This window comes from Thermogemmatispora sp., assembly GCF_042408735.1.
Lineage (GTDB): Bacteria > Chloroflexota > Ktedonobacteria > Ktedonobacterales > Ktedonobacteraceae > Thermogemmatispora.
Genome location: NZ_JBHOQV010000093.1, coordinates 89,011 through 101,698 on the forward strand (window position 1 = coordinate 89,011; position 12,688 = coordinate 101,698).

A 12,688-nucleotide genomic window follows, 5' to 3' on the forward strand; every position below is an offset into this window, starting at 1 on the left:
GCTGCTCTCCTCGTTACCCTTCCTGGCGTTTTGGCCCCTCTCCCTCTGCCTCCCCCCTTTCTTCTTCTTGCTGTTTCTGATCAGCCGCCTCAGTCTGAACCAGCGGGAGTGCGTAGTGGTCCAAGAGCTGAACCAGGTAGCGCCCAAGGATGTCGCTTTCCAGATTCAGCAGGCTCCCGGGACGAAGGTGGCCCAGATTGGTGTGGGCCCGCGTGTAGGGAATGAGGGCCACGGAGAAGCGGTCGGACTGGCAGGCGACTACGGTGAGGCTGACACCGTTGAGGGCCACGAAGCCCTTGGGCACGACAAAGGGTCGCAAGGCAGCGGGCAGAGCAATTTCGCAGACAAGCGAGTTGCCTTCCTCATGGGTGCTCAGAACAGGAACAACGGCCTCGACGTGCCCCTGAACGAGGTGCCCGCCGAAGCGCCCGCCCACCGGCAGCGAGCGCTCAAGATTGACGACGCGCTCGCCCTGGCCGGCGCTTTCTCCCGCGACCAGGGCGGCAAAGCGCGTCCGGCGCAGGGTCTCGGGCATGAGTTCGACCCGCAGCCAGTCATGGCCGCGCGCGACGACTGTGAGACAGGCCCCATCAACGGCCAGGCTGTCGCCGAGCCTGACATCGGACCAGACGCCTGGGATGGCGATCTCCATGGTGGTGGCGCTGGTGCTCAGAACAGTGCCTACAGCTTCGACAATTCCGGTAAACATAGCCGCTTGTTTAATTGCTCCTTTCCTCCGCGCTGACGCAGCCTGGCCGCTCACTCACCCTGACCTGCCGAGGAGCTGGACCGCGAATGCGCCGGAGGGTAGACGCCAGGTCAATGGCAGCCAGGGCGCACTCGGAGGCTCGGGGGATGCGCGCCTGGGCCTGGAGGCGATTGGAGGCGCAGATGACGCCAAAGATCACTGGAAGGCCACTTTCAAGGGCAACGCGCTGGATGCCCTGGGCGGCAGCATCCCCGACCAAGACGTCGTGGCGCGTCTCCCCTTTCATGACACAGCCCAGGCAGATGATGGCATCGTAACGCCGGCTGGCGGCCAGGGCCTGGGCCAGGATGGGTAGCTCAAAGGAGCCGGGAGCGTGCCAGATCTCGATGTCTTCTTCGGCGACACCGTGGGCAACAAGGCTGCGCCGGGCCTTCTCCTGCATGGCGCCAGTGATCTGGGGATGGTAGCGGGCGACGGCGAGGGCGATGCGCAGCCCGCTGCCGTCGAGTCGCTCTTTAGGATCGGCGATCTCCGGCATGACGCTCCTCCTCTCTGGTCCTGCCATTGAGGCAGGCCTGCCCGCCGTTCTCAGACCCGGCCAGGTCCGAGTGCGCGCCAGCCAGGGTCGTGAGCAGATGGCCAAGGCGACGGCGGCGGGCCTCAAGATAAGCGCGATTCTCCTCGCAGACGGCGATCTCCAGGGGAACGCGTTCAACCTGGAGACCGGCGGCCTCCAGGGCCTGAAGCTTGGCCGGGTTGTTAGTGAGCAGGCGCAGGCGCTTCAGACCTAGCTCCGTCAGGATGGCAACGGCCTCATCGTAGGTGCGTCCATCGGCGGGGTAGCCGAGACGTTCGTTAGCTTCGACGGTATCGTGGCCATGATCCTGGAGGCGATAGGCATGCAGTTTACCGGCCAGGCCGATGCCACGCCCCTCCTGGGGTAAGTAGAGTAGGAGGCCACGCCCTTCGCGCCCGATGAGGGTTAGGGCCTGCTTGAGCTGGGCCTGGCAGTCGCAGCGCCGGGAGCCGAAGACTTCGCCGGTGGTGCAGGCCGAATGGAGACGCACCAGCGGCGGCTCCCGGCCCTTGTCGAGTTCCCCCAGGATGAGGGCCAGGTAGTCACGCGCCCGGCGTGTGTCACGGTAGTGACGGAGCTGAAAGTGGCCTTCAGCCAGCGGCAGGCGCGTCTCGTTGACCAGCATCACGCGCCGCTGGCGGCGGAAACGAGCGATGGCGTCCACGCTAATGAGGCCCAGGCCGTGGCGACGGGCGAAGCGCAACAGGGTCGCTCCGCGCGCCGGCTCGCCTTCTTCATCGAGGACCTCACAAATAACCGCCCCCGGCTCCAGACCAGCCAGGCGCATGAGGTCGACCGCCCCCTCGGTGTGACCGCGACGGCCCAGGGTGCCGGCTGGATGGGCCCGCAGGGGGAAAAGATGACCTGGGCGAGCGAAGTCCTCCGGCTGAGCGCTTGGGTCGACGAGCAGACGAGCCGTTATGGCACGATCGCGGGCCGAGACACCGGTAGTGGTGCCATGACGGGCATCAACGGAGGCCGTAAAGGCGGTATCCTGCAGGGGAGCGTTGGCACGCTCAGCCAGGGGAATGTTCAGTAGATCGAGGCGCTCGCCGGCCAGGGCCACGCAGAGCAGGCCGCGCGCCTGCTGCAGCATGAAATTGATGCGCTCGGCGGTGGCAAACTGGGCCGCCAGACAGAGGTCGGCCTCATGCTCGCGCGTCTCGTCGTCGCAGAGCAGGACCATCTGACCAGCCTGCAGGCGACCTACGGCTTCGGGCACAGATAACCACAGGTCGTCAGTCTCTAACACTTGGCTCGCTTGCATTGCCTGTTTTCTCACTTTCTCGCCAGGGTAGCTGATCGGTTGCGGGCACGACGGGAGAGAGGGAAGCCCCGTAGCAGACCTGGCCCTCGATCAACAGGTCGTCGCCCAGAGGCTGGACGCGCCGGTTGAGCAGAGTGGCGGCCAGGCCCGGATGGGGCAGGCCCTGGCCCGCGAGAGGGACAGGCGCGCTGGCACCCCCGATGAGCCGGGGGGCGACGACGATGGCTACCTGGTCGATGCAGCGGCAATCGAAAGCGCTGCCCGTGAGAGCCGCCCCGCCTTCGAGCAGGATATGCATGAGGCCCTCGTCGGCCAGGCGCAGTAGGGCCAGGCGAAGATCCACACGCCCTGTCGACTCGCAGGGCACCTCGATAAGGCGTACACCCGGACGGACCAGAGCCGCCCGTCGCTCCGGGGGGACGCGCTCGCCGAGCAGCAGCCAGGTCTCGCCCGCCTCAGGCGTCGTGAGCAGCCGCAGCTGTGGCGCGAGCAGCCCGCTGCTCGTCACCACGAGACGCCGTGGAGGCTGGGGGCGCGGCCTGCGCGCGCTGTTGGTCTCCAGGCGCACAGTAAGGAGGGGATCATCGCGGCGCGCCGTGCCGGCTCCGATGAGGATGGCATCGACGCGATCGCGCAGGTCATGAGCCCAGGCTCGCGCCTGCGGCCCGCTGATCCAGAAAGCATCTCCCGTGTAGGCCGCCATTTTGCCATCCAGGGTCATGGCCCACTTGGCCGTGACATAGGGGCGCCGCAGACGCACCAGGCAGCTAAAGGGACGCAGCAGCTCGCGAGCCTGCCGCGCCAGGGGATGGTCTTCGGCCAGCAGCTCGACCACGAGTCCCGCCTGGCGCAGCCGTTGCAGACCGCGCCCATCAACCTGCGGATTGGGGTCGCGAGCGGCTACCACGACGCGCCGGACCCCAGCAGAGATGAGGGCCTCCGTGCAGGGCGGCGTGTGCAGAGCGATGCAGCACGGCTCTAGCGTCACGTAGAGATCGGCCCCCCGAGCCTGCGGACCGGCCTCGCTGAGGGCGAGGGCTTCGGCATGCGGCCCATAAGGGGGAGCAGTCGCGCCCTGGCCGACGATCTGCCTGTCTCTTACCAGGACAGCTCCCACCGGAGGGCGTGGGCTGGTTCGCCCCTCGACGGCCAGCGCTAGCGCCAGAGCCTGGCGCATCATCGCTTGCTCCCAGTCGCTCAGCGAGGTCGTTTCCTCTTCACACATGGCACTCCTCCCTGACCGCCAGGGCCAGCAGCTCCTGATCTCCGGAAGCCGAACCCGGGGCTGCCTCCCTGACAACGGTGGTCTCTCCTGCTCCTCCGTCTCCTATCTCTGTCCTCACCTCCACTCTGGACACCTCCGCGCCAGGCAGAAGCATCTGCACCAGAGCCTGAACCTGGCCCCCTCGGGCCGCAACCAGGAAGCTGTTCAGGAGCGCCCGATGCTCCTCGGGCCTGACGCTGAAGCGTGCCCGCGCCTGAGCGAGGCGCAGCCGCGCCCGATGCAGAAGCTGGCGGCAGGCGCTGGTGCTCCTGTTGAGCAGGCAGGCAATTTCCTCGTAGGGATAGGCGAAGGCTTCGTGAAGGAGAAAGACAGCCCGCTCGGCGGGACTGAGACGCTCCTGGAGCAGCCAGAGGGCCTGAGCCAGAGCCTCGCGCTGCTCAAGGGTCTCGATCACCCGAGCTTCCAGCTCGCCAGCCATTCCCGCCGCTGGCACCGCGGGCCAGAGACCAAGGGGCTGCTCACGCTGGACACGGGCCGATTTGAGGTGATCCAGACAGAGGCGGGTGACGATGGTCAACAGATAAGCGCGTAGCGAGCCTATCTGCTGGGCCGCTGCCGCAGTATAGCGAATGTAACTCTCTTGAAGAATATCCTCGATCTCATCGCTGCTGCCCAGCAGGCTACGCGCAGTGGCGAAGAGCAGAGGATAATAGCGCTCGAATTCTTCCAATCGTCAGTCTTCTCCTATCGGACTATACCGTCGGCCCTGGAACTTCCCCAGGTCATGCCCTCGCCCCGCTATGCGACAGCGGGCGCGGGGGCGTACGGGCTGTACCGCCGATCGGGAATTGGGAGAGGCCGTCGCTCAGGCCCATGGCCCCAGCTCCGGCCCGGCTCCCTCACCCTGCCCCGAAGACATGGCTCTCTATTTATGATTTTCTCTGTTCTATAGAGGAGACGAGTCAGGCCCCTTTTCTGTGACAGGTTGCCGCCCTCCCCCGGGTAGTCGGCCCCCCCAAAGAGAGTACCGGTCTCACGGCAGCAATACGCTTGATTTCTCAAAGGCGACAATGCTACGATTGAACTGAGCCGCGGGGGAGAAGAGGAGGGCAGAGGGCAGGCGGCCTGACCTCACCCGCCGTCTTCTTAGCCTTCGTCTCGTCTCACCTGGCCTCGCCTCGCCGGCAACAAGGAGGAACCGCCAATGACAGAGTCGCAGCTCCCTCAGACTCACCACCAGCCGCCAGGCGCCGGCACGGAGCAGTCTTCCACGTCGTCGAGCAACGGCGCCGGATCGCCGATCAGCGCGCAAGGGGGCCGTCACGCACCCGGATCAGCTCCACTTCGCGATTACCACTATTACCGAGAGGTCTTTCGTGGGCGCCAAATGCCTTTTGCCTACGTTGACCTGGACCTCCTGGAGGAGAACATTCGCCTGACGCGCCAGCGCGCTGGCGGCAAGCGGGTACGAATTGCCTCTAAATCGCTGCGCAGCGTTGCCATCATCAAGCACATCCTGGCCGCAGAGGCAACTTTCCAGGGGATCATGGCCTTTACGGCGCGGGAGGCCGTCTATCTGGCTCGCCAGGGCCTGAACGATCTGCTGATCGGCTATCCCACCTGGCATGAGAAGGACATCGCCGCCGTAGCAGGCGCTACGGCGGAAGGGGCCCACATTACCCTGATGGTCGACAGTCTCGCACACGTCGAGCATATTGAGGCCATCGCCCGCCGCCTGGGTGTGCGCCTCCCCCTCTGCCTCGATATCGATATGGCCGTCGACTTCCCTGGCCTGCATTTCGGCGTCTGGCGCTCGCCACTGCGTACGGCGGAACAGGTGCGCCCCGTCATCGCGCGCATTATGTCCTCGCCCCATGTCTGGCTCGACGGCATCATGGGCTATGAGGCCCAGATCGCCGGCGTGGGCGATCGCTATCGGGGTCAGCCACTCAAGAACGCCCTGGTGACCTGGCTCAAGCAGCGCTCGCTGGGCGAGATCGCGGCGCGACGCGCGGCCCTTGTCTCACTGATCAGGGAGTACGCCCCCCAGGTGCGCTTCGTCAACGGCGGCGGCACCGGCAGCGTGCACACGACGCGCCTGGAAGAGGCTGTGACCGAGATTACCGTTGGCTCGGCCTTCTATGGCCCAGCCTTGTTCGATCACTATCGCGACTTCCGCTATCAGCCGGCGGCTGGCTTCGCCATCGAGATCGTGCGCCGCCCGCATCCGCAGATCTATACCTGCCTTGGCGGGGGCTATGTGGCCTCCGGCGCCGCCGGTTCCGATAAACTGCCGCAACCCTACCTGCCGCAGGGAGCGCAGCTCATCGCCACAGAAGGCGCTGGCGAGGTCCAGACTCCCATCCGCTACAGCGGTCCCGTGTCTCTTGCCCTGGGCGATCCGATCTTTTTGCGCCACGCCAAGGCCGGCGAGCTGTGCGAGCGCTTCACTCACCTGCTGCTGGTGGCCAACGGCACCATCGTCGATGAGGTCACCACCTATCGCGGCGATGGCCAGTGCTTCCTCTAACTGGATTCCCTGACAGGGGGCCTCGGTCCGCTCCCAAGCGTCTAGCCCTTCCCTGTCCCCACCTCTCTGAACTAACTATAAGAAAGACATTTCTTGGCGAGCGGGAAGGGAGCCTGCCAGGGCCACGAGCGTCGGGCAGCCATGCATCATATACCAGCAAGGAAGGAAGTAAGGAAGGAGCAGACTCATGATTGCTGGAGAGAAAGAGAGCTGGCGGAACTGGTCAGGCACCGTTGCCTGCCGACCGGAGATGATCCGCCCGGCTACCGTTGAAGAGCTAGCCAGGACGGTCGCCGAATGTGGGCGCGCCGGGCGCCACCTGCGGGTTGCTGGCGCCGGCCACTCGTTCACTCCGCTGGTTGAGAGCGATGACGTCCTGCTCTCCCTGGACCGCCTGCAGGGACTCGAGAAGGTTGATCGCGAGCAGGGCACGGTGGTTGTGCTCGCCGGTACACGTCTCGGACGCCTGGGCGAGCTGCTTCTCGCAGAGGGCCTCGCTCAGGAGAATCTGGGCGACATCGATGTCCAGAGCATTGCCGGCGCCATCAGCACCGGTACCCACGGCACAGGTATCCGCTTTGGCTCCCTGGCCACGCAGGTCGTCGGCCTGACCCTCGTGACCGCCAGTGGCGACCTGGTCGAGTGTTCCGAGGAGAAGAACCGCGATCTCTTCAAGGCGGCCCAGGTCTCCCTGGGCGCCCTGGGCGTCATCGCCAAGGTGACCCTGCGCGTCGTACCAGCCCGCCCCTTGCACTACATCGGTCGCCGCACCTCACTACAGGACTGCCTCGACCACCTGGAGCGCTATCGTGAAGAGAACGAGCACTTCGAGTTCTTCTGGTTCCCATATACCCCCTGGGTCCAGGCTAAGTGGATCAACACTACCGGGGAGGCCGTCCGCCAGAGCAGTCGCTGGGGCCGACTGTGGAGTAACCTGAATCAGCTTGTTCTGGAAAACGGCGTCTTCTGGCTGCTCTCGGAGGCCAACCGCCTGGTACCGGCCCTCTCGGCTACGGTCAGCCGGATCTCGGCCCTGGGCGTGGCCAGCGTCGATGAGATCGACTATCCTCACCGGATCTTCGCTACTCCCCGCCTGGTGCGCTTCGTCGAAATGGAGTACAGCATTCCTGCTGCTCAGCTGCGCCCCGTTGTCGAGGAGATTCGAGCCTGTATCGAGGAGCAGCGCTTCAAGGTGCATTTTCCTGTCGAGTGCCGCTTTGTTAAGGGAGACGATATCTGGTTAAGCCCAGCCTATGGACGCGACTCGGCCTACGTGGCTGTCCATATGTATAAGGGTATGGAGTATAAGCCTTATTTCCGCCACGTGGAGGCCATTTTCCGGCGCTATGCAGGGCGCCCGCATTGGGGGAAGATTCATACGCGCCGCGCCGACGAGCTGGCAACGCTCTATCCGCGCTGGCACGACTTCCGCCGTCTGCGCGCCCAGCTCGATCCCCAGGGCGTCTTCCTGAACCCCTACCTGCGCGAGCTGCTGGCCGCCGACGAGCCGGTCCCCGCTCCAGCCAGCCAGGAGCCGACAGTGTGAAAAAGCTCACAGTCCGATTGTGAGCTAGTGCATTGCCGCTCCTGGCGCTAACAGGCACACTCCTTTTAAGGAAGCAGGCTCCCTTTCAGGACAGCCGGGGCCCGCCATCGCGGCCCCGCTCTGCCCGCCCGGTCGAGGCAGGGGCTACATTTCAGACCCGTCTATTGTACTGCCACGTATACTCTCTTTTAAAGCATCTATCAAAAATTAAAGGATCAAAAGTAAATGACTAGAAACGTAACGCCAAGGCGCCCTGCCTCGCTGCGCCTCTCTCTGCTCGCCCTCTGCGCCCTCAGCCTGGCCCTGGCGGCCTGGCTGCTGCCGACCAGCGGCATCAACCTTGCTCAGAGCCAGGCCAACGCCGCGCCCATGATTCAGGGCCAGCAGGCCAGCTCCTCAGACGCGAGTGGCTACCCGATCAAGGTCTTCTTCTCGCGCTACCCTGTCTCTGTCGAGAGCGATCCCAGGGCGGTCTACCCGGTGCAGCGCATCTCGCCGACGCTGGCCGTGGGGACCTTCGCCCTGCAGATGCTGATCGCCGGACCGACTCCCAGTGAGCGCAGCGCCGGCCTCTTCAGCGAGCTGAATACGATGCTCAGCGGTCCCTCCAACTGTACGGCCCCGTTGCCGGTCGGGGGTCCCGATTTCACGCTGGCCCTCAACCAGCGTGGCAGCCGCAGCGAGCCTGGCACGGCCACCGTGCGCTTCTGTCGCCAGCTCACCTCGCCTGGTACTGGGGCAGATGCGCGTGTGCAGGCCGAGATCACGGCTACCCTGACGCAGTTCTCTAGCATTCGAAGGGTGGTGATCCTGACGCGCGATGGCCACTGCTTCGGCGACAGCAGTGGACTCGACCGCTGTCTGAGCTAGACCAGATCTCAGAGATCGGAAAGGAGCCGTCCGTCGGCAGGAGAGACCAAGGCGGACGCAGCGCCGGTGCAGACTGTTCCTCTTCTTTCACGCTGTGCTCCTTTCTTGTCTGTGTCTTGCACAGGGGGATTGCTTCCCCAGGTAATGCAGCGGAGCCGTTCCACCCCGGCGAAAGGGGTGGAACGGCTCCGCGCCCTCTGTACCAGTACTGAGCGTGGGTGGGTGTATTGCCCTTGAACGACAGAGCGCCAGAGCAAGGAGTCAGCCGGGGACCAGCAAGGGTACCCGGGGCGGGAATGGCGCTCCTCGGCACCGGGCCGGGGTCCAGGGCCAAGGAGCGCCGCCAACACCCCCGCGGGAAGGACGACCCGAAGGAAGAAGCACAGCTAAGGAATGACGATATCCTGCAAGACCACCGGTTGATGGCGGGTATAGTCCAGCTCGTCAGCTTGCTGCACGCCAGGCGGCGTCAGGACATCCATCACCTTCGGTACGCTATTCGGGTCAACGCTGCAGTGCGGGTCGCTGCTGGCCGTCTGACAGACGCCAAAGGTGTAGGGGCCAGGTGTGCTTGTAAAGGCCCGCGCCTGATCCGGCTGGAAACCATCCTGGCCGGTCAGGGTGACCGTAAAGCCCCAGCCTGGTCCGGGCTGGCCCAGGCTGGCCTTGGGGACGCTGAAGGTGATGAAGCGCGAGATGCTGTTAGCGCTGATGTTGACGCTTCCCAGGGTCGTTCCGTGGGCATCGATGTAGCGCTGGCCGAAGCCCTGGACCTCGATCAGCCGACTCCAGGCCGCCGGGGCGGCAATGGTATAGTTGCGCTGCGGGAAGGAGGGAGCCGTCGAGGTGTCGCCGGGGAGAGCGTTGGGATCATGCACGTAGACATCGATGAGCTGGGCCCCGAGGGGACTGCCAAAGGTCGGGGTCAGATCAGCTACTTTGAGCTTGAAAACGATGCTGTCGCCACTGTCGATGACGCGCAGTTCCAGGATATCAAAGGCGCCGGTATGGAAGTCGGCAGCCGTCGGATAGGCGTAGTTGCCAGGTCCATGATCATCGCCAGCGGGATCGCTGACGTCGAGCAGGACTGTGCCAGGCGTGTAATCCCAGACGATGGTGCGTGTGGCGTGAGCGGTGGCTCCCTGGGGACTCACAGCGACAACCGTGATGACGGTGCTCCCTCCGCTGATGGGCAACTGGAGACTGAAGGAGCCGTCCGCCGCGGCGATGGTGCTCACCAGGGTCGTCTGATCGTTGCTATCGGTGTTGGTGCCAGCTACATAGATCCTGTTACCTGGGGCCGAGCTGCCGCGCACCGTCACCGATGAGCCATCGACCGCCGACAGGTCACCAGGGGTGGCGATGCTGAGTGTGGTCTGGCTGGGATGGTGGAGCACGTAGCGAGCGTAGGTTGCCGTGGGCCGCTCGAGCAGGGTGTGGGACCCCAGGTCGAGGAAGAGGCGCACAAAGGCCCCCTCGGCCCAGGTGAGTGGGGAGGCCGAACCAGCGGGATGGCCGTTCTGAAAACCGATCGAGGCTATGGTTGGATCGCTGCCATAGGGCGAGGCAGCCAGATCGGGCAGCTCCCAGTCTTGTTCCGGGATAAGGCCCACGCCCGAGGCAAAGCGCTGCATGGTCGCGAGCAGCTCGCCCGCGGTCGCCAGGTCCCCATTGGCCAGGGCATACTCGCCGCGCTCCTCATCCAGGACCGGCCAGACGTGTCCTGTGCCGACCCCCGAAGGCGCCCAGGGATGGCCATCGCTGGCCGCGTCGCCATAGCCGTCCCCGTTATAGCGATGCCAGCCCGGGCCGCTGCTCGTCTGACTTTTGATGGTGGCATCGACTACCGGCAGCGACTCGGCGATCACTGGGTCGTTGGCTGGCTTCAGCCCCAGGCGCACCAGCTCCAGAAAGCCAGCGTCGATGACGCTGCGCTGGTCGAGGGTCGGGCCGCCGTTGCCCAGATTATAGCTGATGGCCGCATTGGGATCGCCCGTCTTCGAGAGGCGAATGTAGTACGGATGATTGGCCAGCGGCCCATTGGTGGTCACGGTCCAGCTTTCCAGGGAGCGCTGCCAGTCGTCAGCCACCCCCAGCCAGAGCCAGGCGTTGGCTTCATCGCCGTTGGCGCGCGCGATCTGGGCTGCGGCCACCAGACCGGCGATCTCGGCGGCCAGCGTCGAGGGCGAGTAGCCACTCTGCTCCTCCCAGCGCTCCACACCGTAGGCCGGACCATGACTCATAATGAAGTAAGCTGCCGGCTTGATGTGATGCTGATAGAGATCGGCAGCCGTCATCTGGAGCTGATAGGCCATCAAGATAGGATAGCTGGTCTCGTCGAGCTGAGTGCCAAAAGAATCGGGAGCAAGCTGACCGTTGAGAAGGCTGTTGCGCGGCATGGAGCCGTCGGGACGCTGCTGACGGTAAAACAGGAAGTTTACCGCCGCGCGCGCCGTCTGCAGGTCGCCGTCCAATAGCAGGCCAGTCCAGGCCTCGTAAAGATCGCGGGCGAAGACCTCGCGATAGGAGCCGAAGAAGAGGTTATTGGGATCGCCCGCAGAAACGGCCTGGCCCCAGGGAGAAGCCAGGCTGGCGACGATAGCCCCGGGGAACGTCTTGTCTTCCGAAGCCTTGATGATGTTGGCGCTCAGATAGTACTCACGCCGCAGCGCCTGCCACTCGCTCGGGTCAATGCCTGGCAGACGGGGGGCCGGGCGTAGGCTGGCATCGTAGCGCAGCCAACCAGCGGCATAGTCAGCCCGTATGCGGGCAAAGGGAACAGACAGCGAGCCGCGGGCGGCTTGCAAGGCTTCTGCGCGCGTGGTGCCAAAACCCAGGGCGATCGTCAGCTCGGGACCGTGGCTCAGATCTAGCTGGCTGGTCTGGACTACGTTGCCGTTGTCGGCCTCATCATAGATCTGGGTCAGGGCGTGGGCCTGCTCAAGCTGTACCAGTCCATCGCTGGCCGCTCCCAGAAAGCCATTGCTGACCTGGAGGAAGGGGCGCGAAGCTGCCAGGGCCGCGTAGACAGGGACGGCATAGTCACGGTTGGCAGCGTTGCTGCGAGTGTTCGTGTCGAAGGCCAGCGGCAGCGGCTGCCCGGTCGAGGTGTCGGTCAGGGCGCTGTCAGCGCCGCCGTTGCCAGCACCGCCACCGCCGTTGCCGTTGATCGTGGGGTCGAAATAGAGGTAGAGACGATAGTCGCCAAGGCTGCCTACCAGAGGCGTAAAGCGCAGGTGCATGACGACGCTGTTGCGCGCCGGATCGGTCAGATAATCGGTGACGATGCGATAGCGCCCACTGCGGGCCGTGGTAACAACACGACAATCCAGGACTGCCCCATCGAGCAGTTGCACACTATAGGTGGTATCGCGTGTCTGGAGATCGGTAAAGGTGCGTCCATCCGTCACGATATATTGCAGGGCTTTAACGTTGGTGTTGTCAATGGTGGGATAATAAACGTCGCTGAGCGCTCCGTCGGCCAGGGTAAACCAGACTTTCGAGGTGGTGTCGCGCGCGGTTCCTACACAGTCTTTACGCGCCAGGTCAAAATAGGCCAGGGAGCCTGGCCCATCGGCGGCTAGCCGGTAGGAGTGCTGGGCTGTAGCACTGGCAGGGCCACCAGAGAGTGTCAGCAACAATAGAGAGGAGAGTAAAGCAAGGATCAGGCGCGTTGCAGCCGCCTGTCCCCGGCAGACGCCAGGCCCCACACGGGTGACCCGACCTCTTGCCTGCTGCGCGCTCCCCGCTCGCACTGGCGCGAACTTATCGGCAATCATGGCAGCTTTCACCTCCGGCGATGAAGAGCCGCCCCCTCCAGGGGCTTGCCTCGCTCTCCGTCGTCTGCCCTTCTTTCTCTTGCTTCTCTTCCCTGCTCCTCACTGAGGCACCTCGCTCCTGGCAAAATAGGAGTGCAAGAATCATGCCTGCTTCTGTGCTACACAGAACACACAAAGGAACCTGG

General features: G+C 64.5%; 9 protein-coding genes. 3 read left to right on the forward strand and 6 right to left on the reverse strand.

All coding sequences use genetic code 11. The features are described from left to right. Positions 1-13: 13 nt before the first annotated feature. From ACFMO7_RS07605 to ACFMO7_RS07625, 5 genes are read right to left on the reverse strand one after another with little or no spacing between them, the layout of a single operon-like run. On the reverse strand, positions 14-709 hold the full coding sequence (locus ACFMO7_RS07605; protein WP_376794922.1) for a riboflavin synthase: 696 nt from the start codon (positions 707-709) through the stop codon (positions 14-16). A gap of 10 nt (positions 710-719) precedes the next feature. Beyond that, positions 720-1,247: a 6,7-dimethyl-8-ribityllumazine synthase gene (gene ribH / locus ACFMO7_RS07610; protein WP_376794923.1), complete on the reverse strand. Its 528-nt coding sequence runs from the start codon at positions 1,245-1,247 to the stop codon at positions 720-722. Next, positions 1,225-2,553, reverse strand: coding sequence for a GTP cyclohydrolase II (gene ribA, locus ACFMO7_RS07615; RefSeq protein WP_376794924.1), 1,329 nt, complete (start codon positions 2,551-2,553; stop codon positions 1,225-1,227). The genes ribH and ribA overlap by 23 nt, the downstream gene beginning before the upstream one ends. Continuing rightward, positions 2,525-3,778, reverse strand: coding sequence for a bifunctional diaminohydroxyphosphoribosylaminopyrimidine deaminase/5-amino-6-(5-phosphoribosylamino)uracil reductase RibD (gene ribD / locus ACFMO7_RS07620; RefSeq protein ID WP_376794925.1), 1,254 nt, complete (start codon positions 3,776-3,778; stop codon positions 2,525-2,527). The genes ribA and ribD overlap by 29 nt, the downstream gene beginning before the upstream one ends. Further along, the gene (locus tag ACFMO7_RS07625; protein WP_376794926.1) at positions 3,771-4,508 is read right to left on the reverse strand and encodes a sigma-70 family RNA polymerase sigma factor; all 738 of its coding nucleotides are present in this window, start codon (positions 4,506-4,508) and stop codon (positions 3,771-3,773) included. Before ACFMO7_RS07625 ends, ribD begins: the two co-directional genes overlap by 8 nt. Before the next feature lie 657 nt (positions 4,509-5,165). Here ACFMO7_RS07625 and ACFMO7_RS07630 point away from each other — a divergent pair. From ACFMO7_RS07630 to ACFMO7_RS07640, 3 genes are all read left to right on the forward strand, one after another. Then, positions 5,166-6,308, forward strand: coding sequence for an amino acid deaminase/aldolase (locus ACFMO7_RS07630; RefSeq protein ID WP_376794931.1), 1,143 nt, complete (start codon positions 5,166-5,168; stop codon positions 6,306-6,308). 187 nt (positions 6,309-6,495) lie between these two features. After that, positions 6,496-7,854, forward strand: coding sequence for a D-arabinono-1,4-lactone oxidase (locus ACFMO7_RS07635; protein ID WP_376794927.1), 1,359 nt, complete (start codon positions 6,496-6,498; stop codon positions 7,852-7,854). A gap of 225 nt (positions 7,855-8,079) precedes the next feature. Beyond that, a complete protein-coding gene (locus ACFMO7_RS07640; protein WP_376794928.1) occupies positions 8,080-8,724 on the forward strand; it encodes a hypothetical protein in 645 nt (214 codons plus the stop codon). Between the two features lie 386 nt (positions 8,725-9,110). On the opposite strand, the gene ACFMO7_RS07645 is transcribed toward ACFMO7_RS07640, so the two are convergent. Continuing rightward, positions 9,111-12,503 (reverse strand): glucodextranase DOMON-like domain-containing protein, encoded by a 3,393-nt coding sequence (locus ACFMO7_RS07645; RefSeq protein WP_376794929.1) that lies wholly within the window; start codon positions 12,501-12,503, stop codon positions 9,111-9,113. Positions 12,504-12,688 lie beyond the last annotated feature (185 nt).

What these genes read in the sequence shown, in the direction of transcription:
- ribD (WP_376794925.1), bottom strand. Translation starts at nt 3,778, where the DNA reads ATGTGTGAAGAGGAAACGACCTCGCTGAGCGACTGGGAGCAAGCGATG.
- ACFMO7_RS07635 (WP_376794927.1), top strand. Translation starts at nt 6,496, where the DNA reads ATGATTGCTGGAGAGAAAGAGAGCTGGCGGAACTGGTCAGGCACCGTT.
- ACFMO7_RS07645 (WP_376794929.1), bottom strand. Translation starts at nt 12,503, where the DNA reads ATGATTGCCGATAAGTTCGCGCCAGTGCGAGCGGGGAGCGCGCAGCAG.
- ACFMO7_RS07640 (WP_376794928.1), top strand. Translation starts at nt 8,080, where the DNA reads ATGACTAGAAACGTAACGCCAAGGCGCCCTGCCTCGCTGCGCCTCTCT.
- ACFMO7_RS07630 (WP_376794931.1), top strand. Translation starts at nt 5,166, where the DNA reads ATGCCTTTTGCCTACGTTGACCTGGACCTCCTGGAGGAGAACATTCGC.
- ribH (WP_376794923.1), bottom strand. Translation starts at nt 1,247, where the DNA reads ATGCCGGAGATCGCCGATCCTAAAGAGCGACTCGACGGCAGCGGGCTG.
- ACFMO7_RS07605 (WP_376794922.1), bottom strand. Translation starts at nt 709, where the DNA reads ATGTTTACCGGAATTGTCGAAGCTGTAGGCACTGTTCTGAGCACCAGC.
- ribA (WP_376794924.1), bottom strand. Translation starts at nt 2,553, where the DNA reads ATGCAAGCGAGCCAAGTGTTAGAGACTGACGACCTGTGGTTATCTGTG.